Origin of the sequence: Micromonospora saelicesensis, from assembly GCF_900091575.1 — a bacterium.
In the GTDB taxonomy this organism is placed as follows: Bacteria; Actinomycetota; Actinomycetes; order Mycobacteriales; family Micromonosporaceae; genus Micromonospora; species Micromonospora saelicesensis.
The window spans coordinates 482,481-508,612 of record NZ_FMCR01000003.1; the positions used below are offsets into that span (position 1 = coordinate 482,481).

At 69.2% G+C, this 26,132-nt stretch carries 19 protein-coding genes; 16 read left to right on the plus strand and 3 right to left on the minus strand.

Annotated elements, in window-relative coordinates; genetic code table 11:
* Positions 1-24 precede the first annotated feature (24 nt).
* Positions 25-1,599 carry an arabinofuranosidase catalytic domain-containing protein gene (locus GA0070561_RS15345; RefSeq protein ID WP_208603774.1) on the plus strand — a complete coding sequence of 525 codons (1,575 nt, stop codon included), beginning with the start codon at positions 25-27 and terminating at the stop codon, positions 1,597-1,599.
* An 80-nt stretch (positions 1,600-1,679) separates the two neighbouring features.
* Here the strand turns inward: GA0070561_RS15345 and GA0070561_RS15350 are convergent, their stop codons facing one another.
* A complete protein-coding gene (locus GA0070561_RS15350) occupies positions 1,680-3,032 on the minus strand; it encodes an extracellular catalytic domain type 1 short-chain-length polyhydroxyalkanoate depolymerase (RefSeq protein ID WP_091401016.1) in 1,353 nt (450 codons plus the stop codon).
* Between the two features lie 250 nt (positions 3,033-3,282).
* Here GA0070561_RS15350 and GA0070561_RS15355 point away from each other — a divergent pair, with 250 nt between their 5' ends.
* From GA0070561_RS15355 to GA0070561_RS15365, 3 genes are all read left to right on the plus strand, one after another.
* Positions 3,283-4,290, plus strand: a complete 1,008-nt coding sequence (locus GA0070561_RS15355; protein ID WP_091401019.1) for a PaaX family transcriptional regulator — start codon at positions 3,283-3,285, stop codon at positions 4,288-4,290.
* A gap of 444 nt (positions 4,291-4,734) precedes the next feature.
* Positions 4,735-6,201 carry an endo-1,4-beta-xylanase gene (locus GA0070561_RS15360; RefSeq protein ID WP_091401021.1) on the plus strand — a complete coding sequence of 489 codons (1,467 nt, stop codon included), beginning with the start codon at positions 4,735-4,737 and terminating at the stop codon, positions 6,199-6,201.
* A gap of 426 nt (positions 6,202-6,627) precedes the next feature.
* Entirely contained in the window at positions 6,628-8,025 is a 1,398-nt protein-coding gene (locus tag GA0070561_RS15365) for an RICIN domain-containing protein (protein WP_091401023.1), read from the plus strand.
* Between the two features lie 73 nt (positions 8,026-8,098).
* On the opposite strand, the gene GA0070561_RS15370 is transcribed toward GA0070561_RS15365, so the two are convergent.
* Positions 8,099-8,869 (minus strand): FadR/GntR family transcriptional regulator, encoded by a 771-nt coding sequence (locus GA0070561_RS15370; RefSeq protein ID WP_091401025.1) that lies wholly within the window; start codon positions 8,867-8,869, stop codon positions 8,099-8,101.
* Between the two features lie 147 nt (positions 8,870-9,016).
* On the opposite strand from GA0070561_RS15370, the gene GA0070561_RS15375 reads away from it, so the two are divergent.
* The 8 genes from GA0070561_RS15375 (at position 9,017) to GA0070561_RS15410 (ending at position 17,070) form a co-directional block, all read left to right on the plus strand.
* Positions 9,017-10,279: an ABC transporter substrate-binding protein gene (locus GA0070561_RS15375; RefSeq protein WP_091401027.1), complete on the plus strand. Its 1,263-nt coding sequence runs from the start codon at positions 9,017-9,019 to the stop codon at positions 10,277-10,279.
* 4 nt (positions 10,280-10,283) lie between these two features.
* Complete coding sequence (locus GA0070561_RS15380) at positions 10,284-11,264, plus strand: carbohydrate ABC transporter permease (protein WP_181539246.1); 981 nt, start codon at positions 10,284-10,286, stop codon at positions 11,262-11,264.
* Positions 11,264-12,091 carry a carbohydrate ABC transporter permease gene (locus tag GA0070561_RS15385; RefSeq protein ID WP_091401030.1) on the plus strand — a complete coding sequence of 276 codons (828 nt, stop codon included), beginning with the start codon at positions 11,264-11,266 and terminating at the stop codon, positions 12,089-12,091. The genes GA0070561_RS15380 and GA0070561_RS15385 overlap by 1 nt, the downstream gene beginning before the upstream one ends.
* 1 nt (position 12,092) lies before the next feature.
* Complete coding sequence (locus GA0070561_RS15390) at positions 12,093-13,316, plus strand: mandelate racemase/muconate lactonizing enzyme family protein (RefSeq protein ID WP_091401032.1); 1,224 nt, start codon at positions 12,093-12,095, stop codon at positions 13,314-13,316.
* Between the two features lie 106 nt (positions 13,317-13,422).
* Complete coding sequence (locus tag GA0070561_RS15395; protein WP_091401035.1) at positions 13,423-14,448, plus strand: zinc-dependent alcohol dehydrogenase; 1,026 nt, start codon at positions 13,423-13,425, stop codon at positions 14,446-14,448.
* Positions 14,449-14,453: 5 nt separating this feature from the next.
* Positions 14,454-15,206, plus strand: a complete 753-nt coding sequence (gene kduD / locus GA0070561_RS15400; protein ID WP_091402145.1) for a 2-dehydro-3-deoxy-D-gluconate 5-dehydrogenase KduD — start codon at positions 14,454-14,456, stop codon at positions 15,204-15,206.
* On the plus strand, positions 15,203-16,081 hold the full coding sequence (locus GA0070561_RS15405) for an amidohydrolase family protein (RefSeq protein ID WP_091401038.1): 879 nt from the start codon (positions 15,203-15,205) through the stop codon (positions 16,079-16,081). Before kduD ends, GA0070561_RS15405 begins: the two co-directional genes overlap by 4 nt.
* Positions 16,078-17,070: an aldo/keto reductase gene (locus tag GA0070561_RS15410; RefSeq protein ID WP_091401040.1), complete on the plus strand. Its 993-nt coding sequence runs from the start codon at positions 16,078-16,080 to the stop codon at positions 17,068-17,070. The genes GA0070561_RS15405 and GA0070561_RS15410 overlap by 4 nt, the downstream gene beginning before the upstream one ends.
* An 89-nt stretch (positions 17,071-17,159) precedes the next feature.
* On the opposite strand, the gene GA0070561_RS15415 is transcribed toward GA0070561_RS15410, so the two are convergent.
* Positions 17,160-20,708, minus strand: a complete 3,549-nt coding sequence (locus GA0070561_RS15415; RefSeq protein WP_091401042.1) for a ThuA domain-containing protein — start codon at positions 20,706-20,708, stop codon at positions 17,160-17,162.
* Positions 20,709-21,229: 521 nt separating this feature from the next.
* Between GA0070561_RS15415 and GA0070561_RS15420 the strand changes: the two genes are divergently transcribed.
* The 4 genes from GA0070561_RS15420 (at position 21,230) to GA0070561_RS15435 (ending at position 26,129) form a co-directional block, all read left to right on the plus strand.
* Positions 21,230-22,741, plus strand: a complete 1,512-nt coding sequence (locus tag GA0070561_RS15420; protein WP_091401044.1) for a sugar ABC transporter ATP-binding protein — start codon at positions 21,230-21,232, stop codon at positions 22,739-22,741.
* 232 nt (positions 22,742-22,973) lie between these two features.
* Positions 22,974-23,945: an ABC transporter permease gene (locus GA0070561_RS15425; protein WP_091401046.1), complete on the plus strand. Its 972-nt coding sequence runs from the start codon at positions 22,974-22,976 to the stop codon at positions 23,943-23,945.
* Positions 23,946-23,947: 2 nt separating this feature from the next.
* The gene (locus tag GA0070561_RS15430; protein WP_091401048.1) at positions 23,948-24,931 is read left to right on the plus strand and encodes an ABC transporter permease; all 984 of its coding nucleotides are present in this window, start codon (positions 23,948-23,950) and stop codon (positions 24,929-24,931) included.
* A 13-nt stretch (positions 24,932-24,944) separates the two neighbouring features.
* Entirely contained in the window at positions 24,945-26,129 is a 1,185-nt protein-coding gene (locus GA0070561_RS15435; RefSeq protein WP_244166246.1) for a substrate-binding domain-containing protein, read from the plus strand.
* Positions 26,130-26,132 lie beyond the last annotated feature (3 nt).

A 26,132-nucleotide genomic window follows, 5' to 3' on the forward strand; every position in this document is an offset into this window, starting at 1 on the left:
TCCACGACTCCGAGGAGCCACCTCGTGCGAACCCCGTCCCCCGCCGGGCCAGGAAAAGCCCGTGAACTCATCCCGAGACGTCATCGCGCCCGACGTCTGACCGCCCTGGCGGGTGCGCTGGTCGGCGTCCTCGTCGGCATCGGCGCCACCCCCGGTGCCCCGTCGCCGGTCGCCGAGGCCGCCGCCGCCCCGTTGGCGGCCGCCATCGCGCCGGGGCAGAGCACCCCGATCGTCGGTACGCCGTCCGGCCGCTGTCTCGAAGTGCCCAACTCCAGCACCACCAACGGCACCCAGACGCAACTCTGGGACTGCAACGGCAGTGCCGGCCAGACCTGGACGTGGACGTCGACCAAGCAACTCCAGGCGTACGGCAACAAGTGCCTGGACGCCTCGGGCCGGGGCACCGCCAACGGCACCCAGGTGATCATCTGGGACTGCAACGGCCAGAACAACCAACAGTGGAACGTCAACAGCAACGGCACCATCACCGGCGTCCAGTCCGGGCTGTGCCTCGACGCCAACGCCGCGGCCACCGCGAACGGCACCAAAATCATCCTCTGGGCCTGTAACGGCGGCGCCAACCAGCAGTGGGCCTCGCCGACCACCACCCCGCCGCCGACCAACCCGCCGACCGGCGCGCGTCCGTGCGACATCTACGCCTCCGGCGGCACCCCGTGCATCGCGGCGCACAGCACCACGCGGGCGCTCTACGAGGCGTACGCCGGCAACCTCTACCAGGTCCGACGCTCGTCGGACAACACGACCCGCAACATCGGGCTCACGGGTGCCGGCGGCACCGCCAACGCGGCGACGCAGGACTCGTTCTGCTCCGGCACGACCTGCGTGGTCACTGTCGTCTTCGACCAGTCCGGGCGCGGCAACGACCTCTGGTACCAGGGGTCGAGCGTCGTTCCGGGCTCTCCGCAGAGCAGGCCGGCGATCGCGACCTCGGAGTCGCTGACCGTGGGCGGCGCGAAGGCGTACTCGCTCTACATCAACCCCGGTAACAGCTACTGGCGCGACGGGCACCTCACCGGCGTGCCGACCGGCGCGGCACCCGAGGGCATGTACATGGTGACCAGCGGGACCCACGTCAACAGCGGCTGCTGCTTCGACTACGGCAACAGCGAGACGACCAGGAAGGCCGACGCCGCCGGGGCGATGGACGCCATCAACTTCGGCAAGCAGTGCTGGTTCGGCGGCTGTTCCGGCAGCGGCCCCTGGGTGCAGGCCGACCTCGAGTGGGGTCTCTTCCCGGGCGGCAGCAGCTCCTGGAACCCGAACCAGCGCGCGTTCACCAGCAAGTTCGTCACCGCGACGCTGAAGAACAACGGAACGACCCGGTTCGCCATCAAGGGCAGCGACGCGCAGGCCGGCAGCCTCTACACGCTGTACGACGGCTCGCTCCCGCCGGGATACAGCCCGATGAAGAAGCAGGGCGCGATCATCCTGGGCAGTGGCGGTGACTGCTGCAAGCCCGACGGCGGCGCGAACCTGAGCGCCGGCACCTTCTACGAGGGGGCGATGGTCGCCGGCTATCCGTCCGACGCGACCGAGAACGCCGTGCAGGCCAGCGTGGTGACCGCCGGTTACCGCTGATCCTGGCACGCCGTACGAGTCGTGCGCCGGTCACCACCAGGTGGTGACCGGCGCACGCGCGGGTGGACGTCGACCCGGTCTCAGGCGACGGTGCAGGCCGCGCCGTTGAGGGTGAACGACGACGGTCGGGCGTTGTTGCCGGTGTGGGTGGCCTGGAAGCCGAAGCTCACCGAGCCGTTGGCCGGGATGCCGCCGTTGTAGGCGACGTTGCGGGCCGTCACCTGCCCCGAGCTGGGCGAGTAGGTGGCGTTCCAGCCCGAGGTGATGGTCTGCCCACCGGGCAGGGTGAAGACCAGGGACCAGCCGTTGACGGCGCTGGTGCCGGTGTTCGTGACGGTGATGTTCTCGGTCAGCCCGGTGTTCCAGGCGTTGACGTCGACCGTCACCCGACAGGCGCCGGACGCCGGCGGCGGGGTGGTCGGCGGTGGCGTGGTGGGGGGCGGTGTGGTCGGCGGTGGCGTGGTCGGGGGCGGCGGTGTGGTCGGGGGCGGCGTCGTGGGGTCGGTCAGCCCGAAGAACGCGATGGCGGACGCGGCCATGCCGCCGGAGGGCAGGCTGTGTCCGGCCCCCTGGATGCTGTAGGCCTCGACCTGGACGGTGCCGCCGCTGTCGGCGTACCGGCGCCGGTTCCAGTTGGCCTGGGGTGTGTCGGTGGAGGTGGGTGTCTGGCTCAGCCCGAACACGTTGGTCCACTGCTCGATCGCCTCTTGCAACAGCGAGTACGGCACGAGCGTGTCGTTGGTGCCGTGCCACAGCTGCACGCGCGGGCGGGGCCCGGAGTAGCCGGGGTACGCCTGGCGGACCGCGTCGCCCCACTGCTGCGGTGTCCGGTTCATGTTTCCGCCGGTGCACTGGCTGCTGGTGGGCGGGAAGTCCGCCGCGTTGGCGAAGCAGTTGAACGGCACGCCCATGAACGCGGCGCCGGCCTTGAACAGGTCGGGATGGAGGGCGAGCATGTGGTTGGTCATCATGCCGCCGGACGAGCTGCCGGTGGCGTAGACCCGCTCCGGATCGGCCGCGTACTGCTGCTGCACGTACCGGACCATCGAGACGATCGACACCGGGTCGCTGCCGCCGCCACGTCGCTTCGCGGCGTCCGACCAGACGTCGAAGCAGTTGCCGAACCCGGCCTGCTGGGTGGCGGACGGGTAGATCACGATGTACCCGTAGCGGTCGGCGAGGCTGGCGAATTCGCTCCCGGAGTAGAAGCCGGGGCCGGACCCGCCGCAGCCGTGCATCGCCACCACGACCGCCGGGCGAGTCGGGCGGTTGTCCGGCACGTAGACGTGCATGCGCATCCGGCCCGGGTTGTCACCGAAGCTGGTCACCTCGGTCAGTGACGCCGCGTACGCGGGCCCGACCGTGGGGGCCACCAGGCCGGCCGCCACCAGTGATGCGGCCAGGGCGAGTAGCAGTTTCCTTCTGATTCTCAACGGACGACTCCTTCGATTGCCTGTGCAGGCTGGATTGGCCGTGCCATCCCGTCGCGGTCTGCCCGACTCCCGCGGTGATCGCACGATGCCCGCTACCTGTGGCTCGCCCAGCCCGGCTCCGGATGGCGTCGCGTGGCAGTTAGTGTTCCCTCCGGGCCAGGAAGTGTCAATCGAAGGCGCTCGATTTATGAGGGAGTGGGAGGGGTCCGTCTACAGTCGTCATGCCGTCCCCGAGGAGCACGGAGCGCCTGTGGCAAGCCCTTTCGACATCGACGAGATCTATCCGGACGACGGAGACCAGCCACTCCGGCTGCCCCGCCGGCAGGTCGGCAACTCACCCCAGGGTGTCGCGGTGACCCTGATGGCGGACTACACGCTGCGAACCCGGGTCGCCCTCCCGTCGGCGGCCATCGTCGCGCTGCTCGGGGAGACCGGCGTGACGACGGCCGGAGCGCGGACCGCGATCAGTCGGTTGGCCCGCCGTGGCGTGTTGGAGGGCAGTCGACTGGGGCGGCGCAGCTCCTACCGGCTCAGCCGCGCGGCCGCCGTCAACCTCTCCGCCGGCGGGCAGTGGATTCTCGCCTCCACCACCTCGACGGCGCGGTGGGACGGGTGTTGGACGATCGTCGCCTTCTCGCTGCCGCAGGATCGCAGTACGCAGCGCCGGGCCCTGCGGGCGCAACTCCGGTGGCTCGGTTACGCGCCGCTGTACGACGGTTTGTGGATCTCGCCGCAGGAGCTGACTCCCGCGGCTCGGGCCGAGCTCGACCGGCTCACCCTCGGCGCGGTGACGGTGTTTCGCGGGCGGCAGAGCGCGCTCGCCTCGGCCATTCACCGCGCGCCGATCGAGGCCTGGGACATCGAGGCGATCGGTCGGAGCTACGACGCGTTCCTCCGGCGGTGGACGCCGCTGTTGCCCGGGGTGCGGTCCGGGCAGATCGACGGCGCCGCTGCGGTGCGGGCCCGTACCGAGGTGATGGACACCTTTCGGCGTTTTCCCGTCCTCGACCCGCAGTTGCCCGTGGAGCTGCTTCCACCGGACTGGCACAGGCACCTGGCGCGGGAGTTGTTCGCGGCCGTCTACGACGGCCTCGCCGCACCCGCCGAGCGACACGTCCGGGCGGTCGTCGAGCGGTTCGCCGACGCCGCGCAGCCCGGCATCGCGGCCCACACCACCGCCGACCTGGTCGCCGGAGTACGCGCCGACGTGGACCCGGCGCAGCCGTCTCCGAGTGGCTCGGCCTCCGGGTGCTCGTGAACGGCCAGGGGCCGCGGCCACGACTGTGAGCGATAACAGGGTTGCCCTCCGGCGTGGCCCGAGCGGTGCGGTGGTACGACTCGTCCGCTGGTCGCGCCGCGGCTGACCACTGTTGCTCTGGGCGTTTGGTACCGGGCGAAACGCGGCGTTCCGGGAGATCGGCGTGAACGGCCCGTTACGTCTTGACGAACGGCATGTTATCGCTCACTCTCGATATAGAGGACGATCGTTCCCGTGGCTCACCGGGCGAGCCGCACGGGTCGTACCTCCGATCACGACGTCCGCAAGGGCATGCGGCCGTCACCTCGGGACCGGCAGTTGCCGGCGACAGCCCTCTCGGACCGTACGTGCTGATGCCGGGGGGCCAGGAAGACCGTCCCGATCGGTCGCCCCGAGCGAAGTGGCACATCACCACCACCGATGCAACCACTGAAAAGGAACGCCATGAAACCCATGAGAACGATGCTGGCGGCGGCGACAATCGCCGTCGCCCTCACCACCGGTATGACGGTGGCGCTGACTCCCGCATCCGGTGCCGGCACGACCCTGAAGGCGGCCGCCGCCGAGAAGGGTCGCTACTTCGGTGCCGCCGTCGCGACGGGCAAGCTGTCCACCGGCGCGTACACGACGATTCTGAACCGTGAGTTCAACAGTGTCGTGGCCGAGAACGAGATGAAGTGGGCATCCAACGAGCCGTCGCAGGGCCAGTTCAACCACTCCGGTGGTGATCGTCTGGTCAGCCATGCGCAGGCCAACGGGATGAGCGTGCGGGGTCATACCCTGCTGTGGCACGCACAGCAGCCGGGTTGGGCGCAGGGCATGTCCGGCACCGCGTTGCGGAACGCGGCGATCAACCACGTCACGCAGGTGGCGACGCACTACCGGGGCAAGATCTATGCCTGGGATGTGGTGAACGAGGCGTTCGCTGACGGTGGTAGCGGTGGGCGTCGGGACTCGAACCTGCAGCGCACCGGTAACGACTGGATCGAGGCGGCGTTCCGGGCGGCGCGGGCTGCGGATCCGGGTGCGAAGTTGTGTTACAACGACTACAACACCGACGGGATCAACGCGAAGTCGACGGGCATCTACAACATGGTGCGGGACTTCAAGTCCCGTGGCGTGCCGATCGACTGCGTGGGCTTCCAGTCGCACCTGGGCACCTCGCTGGCCAGTGACTACCAGGCCAACCTCCAGCGGTTCGCCGATCTCGGTGTGGATGTGCAGATCACCGAGCTGGACGTGATGACCGGCGGCAACCAGGCAAACATCTATGGCGCCGTCACCCGCGCCTGCCTGGCCGTCTCGCGCTGCACCGGCATCACCACCTGGGGTGTGCGCGACTGCGACTCGTGGCGTGGCTCGGACAACGCCCTGCTGTTCGACTGCAACGGCAACAAGAAGGCCGCGTACACCGCCGTCCTGGACGCCCTCAACGGCGGCTCGACCCCGCCCACCACGCCCCCGCCGGGCTCCGGGGTGGACACCAGCGCCTGGTACGTGTTGCTGAACCGCAACAGCGGCAAGGCGCTGGACGTGTACGCGTCGGCCACCAGCGACGGCGCACGGATCAGCCAGTGGTCGCGCAACAACGGCGTCAACCAGCAGTGGCAGTTCGTCGACTCGGGTGGTGGCTACTACCGGGTGAAGTCCCGCAACTCCAGCAAGGTGCTCGACGTCAGCGGCTTCTCCACCGCCGACGGCGGCGCGATCGTGCAGTGGTCCGACCTCAACGGCACGAACCAGCAATTCCGACTCGCGAACTCGGCCGACGGCTACGTACGCCTGATCAACCGCAACAGCAACAAGGCCGTCGAGGTGCAGGGCGCGTCCACCGCCGACGGTGGGAACGTCGTCCAGTACGCCGACTGGGGCGGCAACAACCAGCAGTGGCAACTGGTCCGAATCGGCTGACGACCGCCGTCATCGACTGGGGGAGCGGAAAGTTGCCGGCCGTACGGGATCCGGCCGGCGCCCGCCCAGGCGAGGCGTGACCAGTGCGGCCCGCCCCATCCGGGGCGGGCCGCCGTGGCCGCCAGGTCGCGGCTGGCTGCGATCGCGCGAATCGATACCAATCGTTTGACGTATGACGTTTCACCCGCTAATTTTCACCCCGCGGGCCACCCGGCCACCGGGAGCCAGGACGTTGCGCCGCGGGGTTCGGCGCGGGCCTGCCACGAAGCCCGGATCGTGGCATTCCATCGACGTACGCCGTTGGCCGCGGGTTGCCCGCACACAACACCCCAGACGTGCTGACGCCACCACCAGGACGCCGGCACGCACGCCAGGGCACGCGCGGGCGCTCCCGCTCGTGGGTGACCCCGATCGAAGGAGTGGACCATGAAAGCCCTCGGTGAGGCTCGTCCCGCCTCTCGACAGAGATCTGGCTGGCGGTCAGGGTTGGCCGCGGCGGCGGCCGCGGTCATGGCGACCAGCACACTCGTCGCGGTCAACGCGGCGCCCGCGACGGCAGCGACAGTGGACACCAATGCCTCCTACGTGCTGGTGAATCGCAACAGCGGTAAGGCGTTGGACCTGTACGCCTCGGCCACCAACGACGGGGCGCGGATCAGTCAGTGGACGCGTAACAACGGGGTCAATCAGCAGTGGCAGTTCGTGGACTCCGGGGGTGGCTACTACCGGATCAAGTCGCGGCACTCGGGCAAGGTGCTCGACGTCAGCGGCTTCTCCACCGCCGACGGCGGCGCGATCGTGCAGTGGTCCGACCTCAACGGCACGAACCAGCAGTTCCGGCTGGCCGACTCGGACGGTGGCTACGTTCGGCTGATCAACCGCAACAGCAACAAGGCCATCGAGGTGCAGGGCGCGTCCACCGCCGACGGCGGGAACGTGGTGCAGTACGCCGACTGGAACGGCACCAACCAGCAGTGGCAGCTCGTCCGCGTCGACGGCGGGACCGACCCCACGACGCCACCCCCGTCGGGTGGCAGCGGGTGCGGCAAGGCACCGGCGCTGGCCAGCGGCACGCACACGATCCAGAGCAACGGCAAGACCCGGACCTTCATCCTGCGGGTGCCCGCCAACTACAACAACAGCAACCCCTACCGACTGATCTTCGCCTTCCACTGGCGGGGCGGCACCATGCAGGAGATCTCCTCCGGCGGCACCAGCGGGACCCCGTGGTCCTACTACGGGCAGCAGGAGCAGTCGAACAACACCGCGATCCTGGTGGCGCCCCAGGGATTCGGCAACGGCTGGGGCAACTCCGGCGGTGAGGACATCACCTTCGTCGACGACATGATCAGCCGGATCGAGAGCAGCCTCTGCGTCAACCCGAGGCAGCGGTTCGCGCTCGGCTTCAGCTGGGGTGGCGGCATGAGCTACGCCGTCGCCTGTGCGCGGGCCAATGCCTTCCGCGCGGTCGCCGTCATCTCCGGCGGGCAGATCAGCGGCTGCAGTGGCGGTACGCAGCCCATCGCGTACTTCGGACTGCACGGCATCTCGGACAACGTCCTGGGCATCTCGGGTGGCCGGGCGTTGCGCGACACGTTCGTCCGGAACAACGGCTGCACCGCGCAGAGCCCGCGCGAGCCGGCGGCCGGCAGCCGCACGCACGTCACGACCACCTACTCGGGTTGCCGGGCCGGATACCCGGTGCAGTGGGCCGCGTACGACAACGGCCACATGCCCGGCCCGGTGGACGGCACCTATGCCGAGAGCGGCATCACCACCTGGACCAAGGGTGAGATCTGGAGGTTCTTCGCCCAGTTCTCGTGACTCTTGTCGGGCACAGCTGGCGGCGCCTGCTCCCGTACCTCGGGGGGCGGGCGCCGTCCGTTGTCAGTGACGGTCAGCGTTCGAGGCGGACCGGGCTCCCCGAGCCACTGCGACGGACCAGCCAGGCCTCGGTGATGTGGGTGAACATCGCTTCGGCGGCGCCGTTGGGATCGTGGGCCGCGATGCGTTCGTAGATGCGTCGGTGCCCCTGGTTGGACGCCACGCACAACGCCCGTTCGGTCCGGCCCATGTACCGGGCGGTGTTGATGACCTGGCTCTCCAGCGCGCGTACGACGCCACGGGCGATACGGTTCCCGGATGCCTGCATGATCGTGTCGTGGAAGGCCCGGTCGTGGTCGTGGTAGGTGACGTGGTCGTCGACGAGCTCGTCCATCCGGTCGACCATGGCCCGCAGTCGATCGACGGTCTCGCTGTCGGCGAGACGGGCGGCGACGTTCGCCATGTCGGACTCCAGCACCCGCCGGGTGACGACCAGGTCGTCGAGGATGGCGAGGCTGTCGTCCACCGCGATGGTGGCCGCGAGGACGAGTTCGTCGAGCATGTCCCAGTGTGACGGTGGGGTGACCATGGTGCCGGCCCCCTGACGGACCTGCACCAGCCCCTTCTCCTGAAGGATCTTCACTGCTTCCCGGACGACGGTCCGGCTCACGCCGAAGGTCTCGCAGAGGATCGGCTCGGGAGGCAGGGATGTCCCGGACGGGTGTACGCCGCGGACGATGCGCTCCACCAGCTCGGCGGTGACCGCCCTGGCGAGGTTGGTCGGCCGACGCACCCACGCCGGGGTCGCCGGGCTGTTCAGGGCTGTCTCCTGCGGTGGCGTCATGTCCCCCTCCGAATGGCTCGCCGTGGCACGACGTCTGGGTCAGTGTACGGCCGACTGTTGACGTCACACGTCATACGAGTTACCTTCCGGTCAACATTTGGCTCGCGGGGCACCCGCCGGCCACCCCCCATACAGAGGTGACAATCGATGAGACAGCGCGCAATATGGTCGGCCGTCCTCGTTGTGGGCCTGGCCCTGGCCGGTTGTGGAAGTGCTAGCGATTCGGGCAAGTCAACCAGTTCGGACGGCAAGTTGGTCGTTTGGGACTGGAAGTCCGGCGAGCCGTTCGCCAAATCCTATCTGGACAAGGCCAAGGCCGACTTCAAGAAGAAGCACCCCGACGTCGAGGTGGAGTTCGTCGCACAGCCCTTCGACCAGTACTACACCCTGCTCGGTGCGGCGATCCAGTCCGGCAAGGGCCCGGACGTCATGCTGTTCAACGGTGGCGGTCAGATCCGCGACCGGGTGGACGCGCTGGTGCCCCTCGACGACTACGTGGCAGAGGACAAGCAGCGGCTGGCCGGCTGGGAGGCATTCGCCAAGGACGGCAAGACCTACGCCGCCCCGGTGACGCTGCAGGGTTACCCCATTTACTACAACAAGGCGATCTACCAGAAGGCGAACCTCGACCCGGCGAGCCCGGCCACCACGTGGGACAAGTTCGTCGCCGACTGCGCCGCCATCGCCAAGGCCGGCTCCAAGTGCTTCGCCCTCGGCAACAAGGAGGGCGTCGGCATTCAGTTCTGGCTCTCCAGCATGGGCTCGACCACCCTCACCGCCGCGGAGTACGACGCCTGGATCGCCGGCAAGCGCGACTGGAACTCGGCCAACGTCAAGCGGCTCTTCCAGACCTGGAAGGAGACCGGCGACAAGAAGATGAACAGCGACGGGGCCAACTCGACAGCCATGTTCAACGACTCCTTCGCGCTCTTCCAGTCCGGTAAGGCCGCGCACGTGATGGGTCTGATGTCGGACGTGGGTCACTGGCAGGACTTCAACGAGTTCCTGACCCCGGAGAAGCTCGGCGTCATGAAGGCCCCGATCGTCACCGCCGGCACCACGCCGACCCTCCCGTACGACGGTGGCATCGGCTACGCGGTCGCCAAGTGGACGAAGGACCCGAAGGTGGCCGCCGACCTGGCGCGCTCCCTGAGCTCGGCCGACGCCTTGAAGGCCTTCTACGCCGACGCCGGCGCGATCGCCGCCGACACCACCATCGACGTGTCGCAGGCCGGGCCGGCCGTCGCCACGATCGTCGGCGAGCTGAAGACCGGCAAGCCCGCTCTGCACGTGGCGCTCTCCTCGAAGACGCTGGACCTGATGGGGCGCCTCTCCCAGCAGCTGCTCAGCGGATCGGTCACCGTCGACGAGGTGGTGAAGCAGTTGGCCGCTTCCGACCAGGCGGGCTGACCTCGTGCCGATCGGAAACACGCAACCGTCGGTCCGTCCGGCTTCGGCCGGACGGGCCGGCGGGGCGGCGGTCACCCCCGCCGCGCATCGGAGTGGGGCCCGACCCCGTCGCACCCGTGGCGGCCTGGGGGCCGAGCGCTACGCCCCCTACATCCTGGTCCTTCCGGCCGTTCTGATCATCGTGCTGCTGCGGCTCTACCCGCTGTTGCTGGGCGTCAACTTCTCCTTCACCGGTGACGGCGAGCAGAACGGGACGGCGGTCGGGTTCGGCAACTACCGCGAGCTGTTCGCGGATCCGCTGTTCCAGACCGCGCTGAGCAACGTCGGGCTGCTGGTGCTCCTGCTGCCGGTGGCGGTGGCGATCCCCGGACTGCTCGCGACGTTCATCTACCTCCGGGTGCCGGGCCACCGCTTCTACCGCAGCGTCTACTTCTTTCCGGCGGTGCTCTCACCGGTCATCGTGGGTGCGATCTTCAACCTGTTGCTCGCCTTCGACGGCCCGCTCAACGCCGTGCTCGGGTCGTTCGGCGTCGGTCCGGTGGACTGGCTCGGGGACCCGGACATCGCCATGTTCATGGTGGTGGGTGTGCACATCTGGGCCACCTTCGGGATGGCCCTGGTGGTGTTCCTCGCCGGCTTCGCCACGCTGGACGCCGCGCTCCTGGACGCCGCCCGGGTGGACGGGGCGACGCTGCGCCAAGTCGTCTGGCACGTCATCATCCCGGCCCTCTCGCGCACCATCCAGTTCGTCTTCGTGACCACGATGATCGGGATGCTGACCTCCATGTTCGGGCTGCTCTACATCATGACCAGCGGTGGGCCGGAGGGGTCGACGTACCTGCCGGAGTTCTACATCTGGAAGCAGCAGGGTCAGATGAACCGTCCGGCTCTCGCGTCGGCGGCCTCGACGATCCTCTTCATGATCATGCTCGTCGTGGGGCTGTTGCAGATCAAGCTGCTCGAACGCTCCGGAAAGGAGGACTGATGTCTCGCCTCCGCCTGGGACGGTGGCTGATCGCCATCCCCATGTCGCTGCTCGCCCTGGCGACGATCTACCCCCTGCTGTTCACCGCCAACGTCGCGATGAAGACCCGGCGTGACTACATCCTCGACCGGTTCGGCCTGACCGACGCTCTGCGCTGGGAGAACATCAGCACGGCGTGGACCAGCGTCGGCATGGGCCGTTACTTCGTCAACTCGCTGTTCGTGGTGACGGTGTCGGTGCTCCTGCTGCTGCTGTTCGGGTCGATGGCCGGCTTCGCCCTGAGCCAGCTACGGTTCCGCGGCTCGTCGGCGTTGTTCCTGGGTTGCCTCGCGGGGCTCTTCATCCCGTTCCAGGTGATCATGGTGCCGCTCGCCCGGATCATGGCCGACACCGCGCTCATCGACACGTACCCTGGCCTGATCCTGGTCTACGTGGCCCAGTTCCTGCCCTTCACGGTCTTTCTCATGACGAGCTACTACAAGGGCATTCCCCCGGAGATCGTCGACGCCGCGCGGATCGACGGCAGCACGGTGTACGGCGTGTACCGCCGGATCATGCTGCCGCTGGGCACCCCGGCGCTGCTGTCGGTCGGCATCCTCAACGCCCTGTTCTGTTGGAACGACGTACTCATGGCGCTGGTGATGATGCCCTCGGCGGAACACCGGACGCTCATGATCGGCGTGACCTCGCTGCGCGGGCAGTACTCCGACAACATCCCCACCTTCGCGTCCGGGGTGCTGATCGCCGCGATACCCGTCCTGTTGGTCTACCTGTTCCTCCAGCGCCAAATTGCCGACGGCGTGGCCGCCGGTTCCACGAAGGGTTGACATGCGGATCACGGGATATCGGACGCTCTCCACGGTTCAGGAATGGGGCCGACCAGTCGGCGACGCCAACGGGGTCTTCTCCGACGGGGTGGTCCCGGTCTCGATCGTCGTCGTCGACACCGACGAGGGCATCTCGGGAGTCGGCCTCGGGCCGCACGTCGAGATCGAGCGGATCTTCCCAGCCATCGAGGGCGAAGACCCCCGGGCCGTGACGTCCCTGTACGACCGCATGTTGCGGCACACGTTCAAGGCGGGTCACGCCGGGCCGGTGTTCGGCACCATCGGTGCTCTGGACACCGCACTGTGGGACATCAAGGCGCAGGCCGCCGGCGAACCGCTGTGGCGGTTGCTGGGCGGGCGGGACCGACGGGTCACCGCCTACGCGTCCGGGCTGGACATCGGGCTCACCGACGACGAACTCGTCGCGGAGTACGAGGTCTACGCGAGCCGCGGCCTGCGAGCGGCCAAGCTCAAGGGCGGCCTCGACATCGAGCGCGATCGGCACCGCCTGAGCCTGGTCAGGGATGTCCTGACCGAGGCCGGGCACGGTCGACGGCCGGGCCTGATGCTCGACGTCAACGAGGCGTGGACCCGCAAGCAGGCGGTCCGGCATGTCTGCGAACTGGAACGCACACTGGACCTCATCTGGATCGAGGAACCGGTCCGGCGCTGGGACGCCGAGGGTCTCGCCGCGGTCAGCCGAGGCGTGTCCGCGTCGGTCGCGACCGGTGAGAACCTCACCGGGCTCGAACAGTACCGTCCGCTGATCGCCGCCGGTGCTGTCGACATCGTCCAGATGGCGGCCGTCTGGGGGGTCACCCACTTCCTGCGGGCGTCCGCCCTGGCCCACGCCCACGACCTGCCGGTCAGCCCGATCGGCAACAGCCCGGTCGGGCTGCTGCACGCCGCGACCTCGGTGCCAAACCACCTGACCAGCGAGTTGCAGGACCTGCACACACCCGTTGGTGTCTCCATCGACCTGCACGTCGAGGATGGCGCCTTCATCCTCGGCGACGCACCCGGGCTAGGGGTCCGGGTGGACGAGGAGCGGATCCGGGCGGTCAACCGCCGCCCGCAGGCGCAGACGGCCGACAGCCCCAACGTCCGGCCGGAACGGGCCGGACGACGGCTGCTGGCCGGAGTCGACGGGGTGATCCCCACCGGCCAGGTGCCTGTCGTGTCGCTGAACTCCCGCAACGAGGTGTCGCCGACCGCACGGCACTGAGCTGACCACCAGAACAGGAAAGGCGTGGGTGCATCGCGACGGCGATGCACCCACGACCATGCCCGGTCGGCACGACCGACGTACCGACCGTCGAGACGGAGGAACGATGAAGGCAGTCGTCTACCGGGGAGCGCGAGACCTCGGAATCGAGAACCGGGACCCGGAGCCACCGGGTCCCGGCCAGGTACGGATCGAGGTGGCGTACACCGGCATCTGCGGTACGGATCTGCACATCTACCACGGGGACATGGACGCCCGGGTTGGTGACTCCGCGATCATCGGGCACGAGATGTCCGGGCGGATCGCGGCCGTCGGCGAGGGCGTGACCGGCTGGAACATCGGCCAGGCCGTCACCGTGATGCCGACCCGGCCCTGCGGACGCTGCGCCGCCTGCCAGCGGGGCAACTCCCACGTCTGCCACGCGATGAACTTCCTCGGCATCGACTCACCGGGTTCCATGCAGTCCTCCTGGACGGTGCCGGTGGAGCTGGTTCTGCCGCTTCCGGAGGAGTTGCCGCTCGACCACGCGGCGCTCGTCGAGCCGGTGGCGGTCGCCGTGCACGACGTACGCCGGGGGAACGTGACCGCCGACGACCAGGTGGTAGTGGTCGGTGGTGGGCCGGTCGGCGTCCTCATCGCCACCGTCGCGCGGGGCCGTGGCGCGCGGGTGCTCCTCGTCGAGCCGGACCCGTTCCGACGCGAGGTGGCGGAGGGGATCGGGATCGAGGCCGTCGACCCGCGAGCGACCGACGTCGTGGCGCTGGTCAACGACCGTACCGATGGCGCGGGCGCCGACATCGCCTTCGAGGTGTCCGGCTCCCCGGCCGGCGTCACCACGGCGGTCGACGTCCTCACCACTCGCGGGCGGCTGGTCATGGTGGCGATCCATCCTCAGCCCCGCGAGGTCAACCTGCACCGGTTCTTCTGGCGTGAGCTGGAACTCCTGGGTGCCCGGCTGTATCAGCGCGACGACATGGTGGAGGCGATCCGGTTGGTCGCCTCGGGTGCGATCCCGGCACAGCAGCTGATCTCCCGGGTCGAGCCGGTCGAGGCGGCCAGCGCGGCCTTCGAGGCGCTGGAGGGTGGCGGCGTCATGAAGGTGCTGCTCGATGTGCGGGAGGGTAACCAGTGACGGCGATGTTCGACCTGTCCGGCCAGACGGCCGTCGTGACCGGGGCGCGGCGCGGTATCGGCCTTGCCATGGCCGAGGCCCTGGCCCTGGCCGGCGCCGACATCGTGGGCGTCTCCGCCCAGCTCGAAGCGGAGGGCAGCGAGGTCGAACGCCGGGTGCGCGCCACCGGCCGCCGGTTCACCGCGCTGCGGGCGGACCTCGGCGACCGGGCGGCCGTGCACCGGTTGGCCAGCGACATCATCGCTCTCGGGCCGGTCGACATCCTGGTGAACAACGGCGGCACGATCGCTCGGACCCCGGCCGCGGAGCACCCGGACGAGATGTGGGACCACGTGATCGAGGTGAACCTCAGCAGCCAGTTCATCCTCAGCCGGGAGATCGGCCGGACGATGGTCGAGCGCGGCCGAGGGAAGATCATTTTCACCGCGTCGCTGTTGAGTTTCCAGGGCGGAATCACCGTCCCCGGTTACGCCGCGTCGAAGTCGGGCGTGGCCGGCCTCACCAAGGCGCTGGCGAACGAGTGGGCAGCCCGCGGGGTCAACGTCAACGCCATCGCGCCCGGCTACATCGCCACCGACAACACGCAGGCGCTGCGCGACGACCCCGACCGCAACGAGGCGATCCTCGGCCGGATCCCGGCCGGGCGGTGGGGCCGGGCCGACGATCTCGGCGGTGCCACGGTTTTCCTGGCGTCGACCGCGTCGGACTACGTCAACGGCGTCGTGCTGCCCGTCGACGGCGGCTGGTTGGGCCGATGACGGGCGCACAGGAGCCCGGGCGCGCCGGGATCGTCGACGCGCATCACCACCTCTGGGTCCGCGCCCGGCACCCGCAGCCGTGGATCGACCCGGTGACCATGGCGGCCATCGACGCCGACTTCGAACCCGCCGATCTCGCGCCGCTGGCCCGGGCGGCCGGGGTCACCGCGACCGTGGTGGTGCAGTCCGTCGCCTCCGACACGGAAACCGTCGACCTGTTGGGAGTGGCGGCCGAGGACACAGTGGTCAGTGGAGTCGTCGGCTGGGTGGACCTGACCGCCGACGACGTTGCGGAGCGCCTCGACGGTCTGCGGGCCGCCCGAGGTGGGGAACGCCTCGTCGGCATCCGCCACCTCGTGCAGTCCGAGAGCGACCCGGCGTACCTGGACCGTCCCGACGTCCGTCGGGGGATCGCGGCGGTGGGTGCCGCCGGCCTCGTCTTCGACCTGCTGGTACGCCAACACCAACTCCCCATGGCCGCGCGTCTCACGCGCGACCTGCCGGAGGTGAGCTTCGTCCTCGACCACCTGGGCAAGCCCGCGCTCGGCAGCCCGGAGATGGCCGGGTGGAGCCGGGACCTGCGGTCGTTGGCGGCCTCGCCCAACACGACGGCGAAGCTCTCCGGGCTGGTGACGGAGGTGCCGCTCCCGCACTGGACGCCGGCCGACCTTCGACAGGCCGTCGACGACGCCCTCGACGCGTTCGGGCCGGACCGACTGATGTTCGGCTCGGACTGGCCGGTCTGTCTGCTCGCCAGTTCGTACCAGCGGTGGGTCGACACCCTGGCGGAGCTGCTGGAGGGCCAGGACGGGACCGGCCGGGCGTCGGTCTGGGGCGAGACGGCACGCCGCGTCTACGGGCTGGAGCCGTCATGATGGCGCGCGCACTGCCGCGCCGCCCTCAGCTACGGCTCACCGAGCTGGGGTTCGGCGCGGCCCAGGGCGGCAACCTGTACCGGACGACGACGGACGAGGAGTTCGCCTCGGCGGTCGACGCCGCGTGGAAGGCGGGTGTCCGGTATTTCGACACCGCGCCGCACTACGGCCTCGGGCTGTCCGAGCGCCGCCTCGGCGCCGCGCTGCGCCAACGGCCGCGCGACGAGTACGTGGTGTCGACGAAGGTCGGGCGACTCCTGGTGCCGTCGCCCCAGGACGCGCATCTGCGGGACTCCGACGGGTTCGATGTGCCCGCGACCCACCGCCGGGTGTGGGACTTCAGCCGCGACGGCGTGCTCCGCTCCATCGAGGCCAGCCTCGAGCGGACCGGGCTGGACCGGATCGACATCGTCTACCTGCACGACCCGGACGACCACTGGGAGCAGGCCGCACACGAGGCCGTACCCGCCCTGATCGACCTGCGGGACCAGGGCGTCGTGGGTGCCATCGGCGCCGGCATGAACCAGTCGGCGATGCTGGCTCGGTTCGTCCGGGAGACCGACGTCGACGTGATGATGTGCGCCGGGCGGTACACACTGCTCGAACAGGGTGCGGCCGCTGACCTGCTGCCGGCCGCCGAGAACCGGGGGGTGGGCGTGGTCATCGCGGGCGTCTACAACTCGGGGCTGCTCTCGCGGGACCGGCCGCCGGCCGACGCCGTCTACAACTACCAGCAGGCCCCGGCCGTGCTGATCGAGCGGGCGCGGCGGATCGCCACTGTCTGCGAGACGTACGGGGTGACCCTGCCGCAGGCGGCCCTCGCCTTCGTCCGCCGGCACCCGGCCGTGGTGTCGACGGTGGTCGGCGTCCGCAACGAGGCGCAGGCGGTCGAGACGGTGCGACGGTCCGGGATCGTCGTGCCGGAGGAGTTGTGGGACGACCTGGCGGCGGCCGGGCTGCTCGCCGTGCCGCCCGGTCGGCCTGCCTGACCAACGACGACGTCCCGGCCGGGACCGGCTCCGTTACTCGGACACCGGTCCCGACCGGGACGTCATCTGTTACCGCGACAGTCGCGGGGTCACACCGCGGTGAACCGCCACTGCTGGTTGGCGGCGCTGTGGCAGGTCCACTGCAACAGCCGGGCGCCGTCGGTGGTGGCGGCACCGTTGACGTCCACGCAGAGCCCGCTCAGCACGTTGCGCACCGTGTAGACGCCGGAGGTTCCCGTCGCCGTGGCGGTGAACTTCTGCTGGTTGCCGTTGTTGCAGGTGGCCTGCTGGAGGAAGGCACCCGCCGCGGTGGAGCTGCCGACCACCTCGACGCACTTGCCGCTGTGCACCGCCTTCAGGTAGACCGCGCCGCTGCCGGCGTCGACGGCCTGCCACTTCTGGTTGTTGCCACCGGTGGAAGCCCACTGGGTGATCTGGGCGCCGTCGGCGGTGGAGACACCGCTGACGTCCATCAGCTTGTTGCTGTGCTGCGCCGTGACCGTCCAGGTCTTGCCCGCCAGGCCACCGCCGGTGCCGGTGCCGGGTGTCCCGACGCCGTTTCCGCCGAAGGTGTGCGAGTCCAGATCGAACGAGTTGTTGCTGTTCTTGAACACCATGTAGAGCGTCTGTGTCCCGCTGAGCGCGGCGACGCTCACCGGAGTCGTGGACTGGTAGTTGTCCCAGCCGCCCGTGCTGGGCACCGTGGTGGTGGCCAGCAGCGTGCCGGTCGGCGAGCCGGCGCGCAGCTCGATCGAACCGCCGCCGGAGGGCGACGACACCCGGTAGCTGACCGTCGAGATGCCGGACAGGTTCATCGGGCTGAACGCGATCCAGTCGTTGGTGGAGATGTCACCGACGCGCTTGGTGCTCTCCGCCGCAGCCTGGTCGACGACCCGGATGCCGGACTGGCTGCTGAAGTACTCGGACTGCTTGTGCTTCGGTTGCAGAATCGCCTGCGCGGTGCCGGTGAGCGGGGACCCGCCCCCCGAGCCGCCGTTGTCGGTGTACCGCGCGTTCAGCACGTAGAACAGGTTGGCGCCATCGGGGTGCCCACCGAGCAGGTCGGTGGAGATGGTGCCCGAGCAGCCCGGGTACTCAGTGGTCTCGTGCGCGTGGTCGTCGTGACCCAGCGCCGGGTTGAGGATGACCTTCGAACAGTCGACGGTGCCGCCGTCCGGATCGGTCACGGTGATCTGGTACGGCACCTTGTCGCCGAAGGTCAGCATGCCTCCGTTGCCCGGTGTGGTGATGGTGACCACCGGGGCGCTGTTGCCGACGGTGATCGGGACGTTGGCGAAGCCGGTCTTACCGGTGCTGTCGGTGACCTTCAACTGGGCCGTGTAGTTGCCGTTGGAGGTGTACGTCTTCGACGGGTTGGCCGCCGTCGAGGTGGTGCCGTCGCCGAACGTCCACAGGTAGCTCAGCGTGTTGCCGTCCGGGTCGGACGTGCCCGCGCTGCTGAACTGGACGGTGAGCGGTGCGGTGCCGCTGGTGGGTGTGCCGGTGGCCTTGACGATCGGTGACCGGCCGCCCTGGATGTAGTCGATCCGGTAGAGCCCGGAGTCGCTGTTGCCGCCACCGAAGTTGGTGCCCCACTCCAGCAGGTAGAGCGAGCCGTCCTTGCCGAACTCCATGTCCATCGGCTTGTTGAACCCACCGCCGGGCAGGAACGGGTTGGTGCGGGTCACCGCCGTGGAGGAGTCGAAGTGCACCTCCTTGATGTAGTTGCGCGACCACTCGTAGAAGAAGTGCACCCCGTCGTAGTAGGGCGGGAACTTCGTCGCGGACGGGTTCGACGCGTCGTACCGGTAGACCGGGCCGCCCATCGGCGCGGAGCCGCCGGAGCCGAGCTCCGGGAAGGTCGTCGAGGCGGGGTAGCCGTACCAGATGTTGGGCATGACGACCGGCTTCAGGCTGGTCAGCCCGGTGTTGTTGGGCGAGTTGTTGACCGGCGCGGAGCAGTTGAACTTCGCGCCGACGACGCCGGTGTCGGGGTTGTACGGCGCGTAGGGCTGGTTGTTGCCGTGGCAGAACGGCCAGCCGTAGTTGCCGGGCGTCTTGATCACGTTCAGCTCGACCAGGCCCTCAGGGCCCCGGTTGGTGGTGGGCGGGTTGCGGTCCGGCCCGTAGTCGGCCAGGTAGACCCAGCCGGTGGCCGCGTCGATCGAAAACCGGAACGGGTTGCGGAAGCCCATGGCGTAGATTTCCGGCTTGGTCTGCGCCGTGCCCTGGGGGTAGAGGTTGCCGGACGGAATGGTGTAGCTGCCGCTGGCTCCGGGACGGATACGCAGCAGCTTGCCGCGCAGGTCGTTGGTATTGCCCGCGGTCCGGGCAGCGTCCAGGTTGGACTTGCCCGAGCGCCAGTCCAACGGGGCGTAGCCCTGCCAGTTGGGGTCGAGGTTCGGCGGCGTGTCGTCGCCGGTGCCGATGTAGAGGTTGCCGTCCGGACCGAACTCGATGTAACCGCCGGTGTGGCCGGGCTCCGGGAAGGTCCGGTCCCGGTACGCCGGGATGTCGATGATCGTCACGCCGCTGGACGTGTTCAGCGTGTCGCCGCTCATCGTGAAGCGGGAGACCCGGTTGACGTCGGTCGAGCTGCTCGCCGGCGAGTGGTACAGGTACACGTACCCGTTGGTGGCGAAGTTGGGGTCCAGCGCCATGCCGGTGAGGCCGTCCTCACCGCCGGTGTAGACGCTCAGCGTGCCGGCGGTCACCGTGCTGTTGGTGGAGGGCTTGAAGATCTTCAGCTGCCCGCCGCGCTGGGCGTAGAACACGCGTCCATCCGGGGCCACGGCCATCGCCATCGGGTCGACCGTATTGTCGTCCAGGGTGCGCTTCTCGAAGTTGCCCCAGACGGTGCCGCCGCAGTCGCCGGCAGCGTTACCGGCGGCCCACTTGATGCCACCGAGGACGTGGTTCTGGAAGTTCGTCTCGCTGTAGGAGGCGATCGCGTGGCCCATCGCGGTGGCCCACACCCGCCCGCCTCCGGTGTCCCGACACCAGGAGATCGGGTGGTCCGGGCCCATCGCCCGGGATCCCGGGTTGTAGGTGCGCTCGTCGGCGGTCACCAGGACGTGCACCTTGCCGCGCGGGTTGGAGTCGAAGTTGTACCACTCCTCGCTGCGGTTCCACCGATCCGGCAGAGAGGCCGTCGACGGGTGCTTCTTGTCGGCGACGATCGCGGTGCCGGGCAGCACGCCAGGGGAGTGCTCGGGCATGTGGGCGCCGCCGTTGATGGTCTGGTCCCACCACGGGTACTCGGACTCGATGCCCATGTCGGTGGCGTTGTGGATGGCGACGATGCCCTTGCCACTGGCGAGGTACCCCTCCACCGCTTGGCGCTGCGCCGCCGAGGTCCAGACCATGCCGGAGGTCTGGAGCATGACGATCACGTCGAAGGTAGCCAGGTTGGCAGCGGTGAAGACGCTCGAGTCCTCGGTCGCCACCACCTCGAAGTTGTTCGCCGCAGCCTGCTGCTGGAGCATGGAGATCCCGGCGGGGATCGAGTCGTGCCGGTAGCCGGTGGTCTTGCTGAACACCAGGGCGCGGAAGGCCGGGGCCGCTGATGCGGGTGGGGCGAGTCCGAGCGCCAGTAACAGGCCGGCGATCACTGAGATGAGCAATGTGTTACGACGCATGCCGTCTCCTAGGTTGGGCGGGCGTAGGGAATGCGGCCACGGGTCCCACGACGTGTCAGGTTGACCTGGACACGCGAGAGACACGGGGCGCGCTGGCCTGTCCTCATGCCGTTCGCCGCAACGGCAGTCAGACCTGCAGGACGTCACACAGCGTGATGGTGGCCGTGGTTCTCGTCCCGTGGTCCACGAGGTCAGGATGAGCTAGAGATCGAAGACTGTCAATGCACGAAGTAACATCCGACGTCCTGCCCGGTGGACGGCGGTCGCGCTCGGCCCCTTTGCTGCGGTACCGCCTGTCAATCGCGACCCGGCCTGGCGGTCGGGCTTGATCGAGGATTGCGGACCCGCATCCAAACATCTATCTTCATACGTGTGATGTTTCGCGGATGTCAAGGGAATGTTTGCACCGCAAGAACGTAAGTCCTCGCTGTTGGCACGAAAGCTTGTTGTCCAGCGCCTCGAAGCCGCCGTAGTGTGGCATTTAATCTTGTCGATGACTACTGTCTGTGAGGGCTTTCGGGATGTCAGATCCGCCGCCGACGCCGCTTCTCACCCTTCGGGGCATCGGCAAGTCGTTCCTCGGAGTCCGCGTTCTCGACGATGTCGACCTCGATGTCGCACCGGGCGAGGTGCACGCCGTGGTCGGTGAGAACGGTGCCGGGAAGTCGACCCTCATGAAGATCGTCTCGGGCGGGTACGCCCCGGACAGGGGCACTGTCGAGTTCGCCGGTGCGACGCGCACGTTCCGTGGCCCGCGCGACGCGCAGCGGGCCGGCATCGGCATCATCCACCAGGAGTTCAACCTGCTCCCGGAGCGCACCGTCGCGGAGAACGTCTACCTGGGGCACGAGCCGGTCCGACGCGGGCTCGTCGATCGTCGGGGAATGGTCGACCGCACCACGCGGCTGCTCGCCTCGATCGGTGAGACCACGTTGCCGGCCGACGCCCGGGTGGGGCAGCTGGGCGTCGCGCAGCAGCAGGTCGTCGAGATCGCCAAGGCGCTCGCCCTGGACGCGCGGCTGCTCATCATGGACGAGCCGACCGCCGCCCTGGCCGACCACGAGGTCGAGTTGCTCTACGGGCTGGTGCGCCGGCTCCAGGAGCGGGGCATCGGGCTGCTGTACGTCTCGCACCGGCTCGCCGAGGTCTTCGACCTGTCCGGTCGGATCACCGTCCTCAAGGACGGCCGTCGCGTGACCACAGTGGACACCGCCGACACCACCGCCGACGAGTTGGTGCGGCACATGGTCGGCCGGGAACTGTCCACCTACTACCCGGACCGGGCCGCCCCGGAGGACCGGGGCCCGGTGCGGCTCAACCTTCGCGACGCGGGAAACCGGAAGCTGCGGGACGTCAACCTCCAGTTGCGCGCCGGCGAGGTGCTGGGCATCGGCGGCCTCCAGGGCTCCGGGCGCTCGGCGCTGGCCCGCGCGATCTTCGGGGTGTCGCCGTTCACGACCGGCGACGTCACGCTCGACGACCGGCCGGTCCGACTGCGCTCACCCCGCACCGCGATGCGGGCCGGCATCGCCTACGTCACCGAGGACCGCAAGGGCGAGGGGATCGTCCCCCGGCAGTCGGTGCTGGACAACGCGCTGCTCGCCAGCCGGGCCGTCTTCGCCGCCCGGTCCGGCAGGGCGGCGAGGACCACCCGGGTACGCGAGTTGCTGGCCGCCGTGGAGATCCGCGGCGCCGGCGACGACCAGGAGATCCGCTTTCTGTCCGGCGGCAACCAGCAGAAGGTCGTGCTGGCCCGATGGCTCGCGCTCAACCCGCGAATCCTGCTCTTCGACGAGCCGACCCGGGGCATCGACGTGGGCGCGAAGTCAGCCATTCACGACCTCGTCCGCCGCCTCGCCCGTGATGGCGCGGCCGTGCTGATGATCTCGTCCGATCTACCGGAGCTGCTGGGGATGAGTGACCGGATCGTCGTCATGCGGGACGGCCACGTCGCGGGCGAGCTGCCCGCCGGCGCGACCGAGGAGGAGGTCGTCGCGTTGGCGGTCGGCACCGTGCGGGAGCCGGCCCAGTGAGCGCGAGGAGTGAGCCGGGTCTGCGAGCCCCGCAGTCGCGAACCGAGGTGACCCAGTGAGCGCGAGGAGTGAGCCGGGTCTGCGAGCCCCGCAGTCGCGAACCGAGGTGACCCAGTGAGCGCGAGGAGTGAGCCGGGTCTGCGAGCCCCGCAGTCGCGAACCGAGGTGACCCAGTGAGCGCGAGGAGTGAGCCGGGTCTGCGAGCCCCGCAGTCGCGAGCCGAGGTGACCCAGTGAGCGCTCTGTCCTTGTCGCCGGCCCGGCGTTCCGTGCCGGGCGTGTTCGTGGCCCTGACCCTGACCCTGACGATCGGCTGGCTGGTCGTCCTGCTCGACGGTGGTCAGCTCTTCAACCAGTCCACGACGGTGAGTCTGTTGCATGTCGCCGCCGGCCTCGGGCTGGTCGCGGTGGGCCAGACCCTTGTCATCCTGGGAGGCTCGCTCGACCTCTCGGTGGCGTACGTGATCAGCCTCAGCACCCTCGTCGCGGCCGAGACGATGAACGGCAGCGACGGCGCGGTGCTGCCGGCGATCGGCCTGGTGCTCGTCGTCAGCGCCGGCGTCGGGCTGCTCAACGGGCTCCTCGTCACCAGGTTCCGGGTCAACGCGTTCATCGCGACCCTCGGCGTCGGGCTGCTGCTCAAGGGTTACCTCGACAACGGCTACGACGGCCCGGCAGGCACCACCGCACCCTCGCTGGTGCAGGCGCTCGGCTACCAGCGCGTCGGTCCGGTGCCGGTGTCGTTCCTGCTGCTGATAGCGGTCACCGCCGCGGCCTGGTTCGCGCTCTCGCGGACCCGCTTCGGCCATCACCTGGTCGCTGTCGGCGGGGATCCGGAGGTGGCCCGGCTCTCCGGCGTCCGCAACGACCGGGTCCTCGTCACCGCCCACGTGCTGTGCTCGATGTGCGCGGGGCTCGCCGGCATCTACCTCGCCAGTCGGCTCGGCTCGGGCGCCCCACGCGTCGGCACCGAGGGCCTCTACGACCTGGAGTCGATCGCCGCTGTGGTGATCGGCGGTACCGCCCTCGCCGGTGGGCGCGGCGGCGTCATCGGCACTGTCGGCGGCGTCCTGCTGCTGGCCAGCATCGACGCCATCTTCAACCAGCTCGAGGTCGACGCCTTCTTCAAGCAGGTGATCCGGGGCGTCATCATCATCGCCGCGGTCGCCGTCTACGCCCGCCGGGCCATGCGAAAGGCGGCCTAGCCATGCAGACCGTCCAGCCCCGCTCCCTGCCGCTGCGTCTGCCGCGGGTGCGTCCCGGTGGTGTCCTGCCAATCCTCGCGATCCTCGCGGTGCTGTTGGTGCTCGTCGGCATCCGGCAGCCCGACTTCCTGGCCCCGCAGTCGCTGATGTCCTTCCTCGGTCGTTCGGCGCCGATCATCCTGCTCGCCGCCGGCCAGTACTTCGTGATCGTGTCCGGCGAGTTCGACCTCTCGGTCGGTTCCCTGGTCACGGCTCAGGTGGTGGTCGCCGCCCGGCTGATCGACAGCGACCCGGCGCGTACCTGGCCGGTGGTGCTGCTCCTGCTCGCCTTCGGCGCACTGGTCGGGCTGGTCAACGGCCTGATCACGACACGCCTGCGGGTGCCGTCGTTCATCACCACCCTCGGCATGTTCCTGATCCTCGTCGGCGCGGTCTACCTCTGGTCCGACGGCGCCCCGAAGGGTGGGCTCTCCGAGGAGTTCCGGCGGTTCGGCCGGCGAGCCTTCGAGGACGTGCCGGTGCTGGGCCGCGTGCCGTACGCGCTGCTGGTCCTGGTGGTCCTGGCGGTGGCGGCCGTGCTGCTGATGCGCTCCGACTTCGGCCGGACGCTGGTCGCCGTCGGCGACAACCCGCGCACCGCCGAGCTCAGCGGCGTACGCGTGTGGCGTACCCGGACCTTCGCCTTCATCCTCAGCGGGCTCGCGGCGGCGGTGGCGGCCATCCTCCTGGGCGGCTACAGCGGCGTGTCGTTCCAGGCCGGAGCAGGTCTGGAGTTCGGTGCGATCACCGCTGTCGTCCTCGGTGGGGTGGCGCTCGGCGGGGGGCGCGGCGCGGTCGTCGGAGCGATGCTCGGCGCGCTGACCCTCGAACTGCTGTTCGCCCTCATGAATTTCTACGGCGTCTCCGGCGCCCTCAGGTCGACCGTCCAGGGCGGGATCATCCTGCTCGCCGTGGCGGTCTCGGCAACGCGTTCTTCGTCGAGATAAAGGGGAAACCATAGTGCGACGTTCCATGGCGGCGATTGCCGCTGTAACCCTGCTGTCCCTCACCGCCTGTGCCACCGACGAGCCGGCCGCGAGCCCGTCGGGGAGTGCATCCGCCGCCACTGGGTCCGGCACCGGAGACCAGTCGAAGTTCTTCGTGCAGGCCGACTACGACGCCGAGTTGGCGCTGCTCGACGCGGCACCGACAGGCCCGGCCGACAAGCCGTGGGAGCAGGTGCTCAACCCGACGATGGTCGACACCGCCAAGTTCAAGAAGAACGGCCCACACAAGATCTGCTTCTCGAACGCGGCCCTGAACAACCCCTGGCGGCAGGTCGGGTTCAAGACCATGCAGGCCGAGGTCGAGGCGCAGAAGAGCCGCATCAAGGAGTTCGTGCACGTCGACGCCGAGGGCAAGGACCAGAAGCAGATCGCTGACATCAACGATCTGCTCGGCAAGGGCTGCGACGCGCTCATCGTCTCGCCGAACACCACCGCCACGCTCACCCCGGCCGTCGAGGCGGCCTGCAAGGCCGGGCTGCCGGTCGTCGTCTTCGACCGTGGCGTCAACACGAAGTGCCCGGTGACGTTCATCAACCCCATCGGCGGTTACGGGTTCGGCCACGTCGGGGCCGAGTTCGTCAGCCAGAAGATGAAGCCCGGCGGCAAGGTCCTCGCCCTGCGGATCCTGCCCGGCGTCGACGTCCTGGAGACCCGCTGGTCGGCGGCGAAGGTGGCGTTCGACAAGGCGAAGGTCGACGTCGTCGGTGTCGAGTTCACCGATGGTGATCCGGCCAAGACCAAGAAGATCGTCGACGACTACATCCAGCGGTACGGCACGATCGACGGGGTCTGGATGGACGCCGGAGCGGTGGCCGTCGCGGCGGTCGAGGCGTTCCAGGACGCGGGCAAGCCCGTTCCGCCGATGAACGGTGAGGACCAACTCGACTTCCTGAAGATCTGGAAGGACAAGAAGCTCACCGCTATCGCGCCGACCTACCCGACCTACCAGTGGCGTACGCCGATCATCGCGGCGCTGCGGATCCTCGACGGCCAGCAGGTGTCCAGCCCGTGGAAGCTGCCGCAGCCGACCGTCACCCAGGACAACCTGGACCAGTACCTCGACGCGGGCATGCCGCCGCTGCACTACGCGATGTGCGGCTGCACCGACCTGCCCGGTTACCCGCAGCGCTGGAAGTAGGGC

Bases quoted from the DNA above. Each gene is read 5' to 3' on its own strand.
- GA0070561_RS15360 (WP_091401021.1), top strand. From the start codon at position 4,735: ATGAAACCCATGAGAACGATGCTGGCGGCGGCGACAATCGCCGTCGCC.
- GA0070561_RS15410 (WP_091401040.1), top strand. From the start codon at position 16,078: ATGATGGCGCGCGCACTGCCGCGCCGCCCTCAGCTACGGCTCACCGAG.
- GA0070561_RS15395 (WP_091401035.1), top strand. From the start codon at position 13,423: ATGAAGGCAGTCGTCTACCGGGGAGCGCGAGACCTCGGAATCGAGAAC.
- GA0070561_RS15430 (WP_091401048.1), top strand. From the start codon at position 23,948: ATGCAGACCGTCCAGCCCCGCTCCCTGCCGCTGCGTCTGCCGCGGGTG.
- GA0070561_RS15420 (WP_091401044.1), top strand. From the start codon at position 21,230: ATGTCAGATCCGCCGCCGACGCCGCTTCTCACCCTTCGGGGCATCGGC.
- GA0070561_RS15405 (WP_091401038.1), top strand. From the start codon at position 15,203: ATGACGGGCGCACAGGAGCCCGGGCGCGCCGGGATCGTCGACGCGCAT.
- GA0070561_RS15370 (WP_091401025.1), bottom strand. From the start codon at position 8,869: ATGACGCCACCGCAGGAGACAGCCCTGAACAGCCCGGCGACCCCGGCG.
- GA0070561_RS15375 (WP_091401027.1), top strand. From the start codon at position 9,017: ATGAGACAGCGCGCAATATGGTCGGCCGTCCTCGTTGTGGGCCTGGCC.
- GA0070561_RS15390 (WP_091401032.1), top strand. From the start codon at position 12,093: ATGCGGATCACGGGATATCGGACGCTCTCCACGGTTCAGGAATGGGGC.
- kduD (WP_091402145.1), top strand. From the start codon at position 14,454: ATGTTCGACCTGTCCGGCCAGACGGCCGTCGTGACCGGGGCGCGGCGC.
- GA0070561_RS15385 (WP_091401030.1), top strand. From the start codon at position 11,264: ATGTCTCGCCTCCGCCTGGGACGGTGGCTGATCGCCATCCCCATGTCG.
- GA0070561_RS15415 (WP_091401042.1), bottom strand. From the start codon at position 20,708: ATGCGTCGTAACACATTGCTCATCTCAGTGATCGCCGGCCTGTTACTG.
- GA0070561_RS15365 (WP_091401023.1), top strand. From the start codon at position 6,628: ATGAAAGCCCTCGGTGAGGCTCGTCCCGCCTCTCGACAGAGATCTGGC.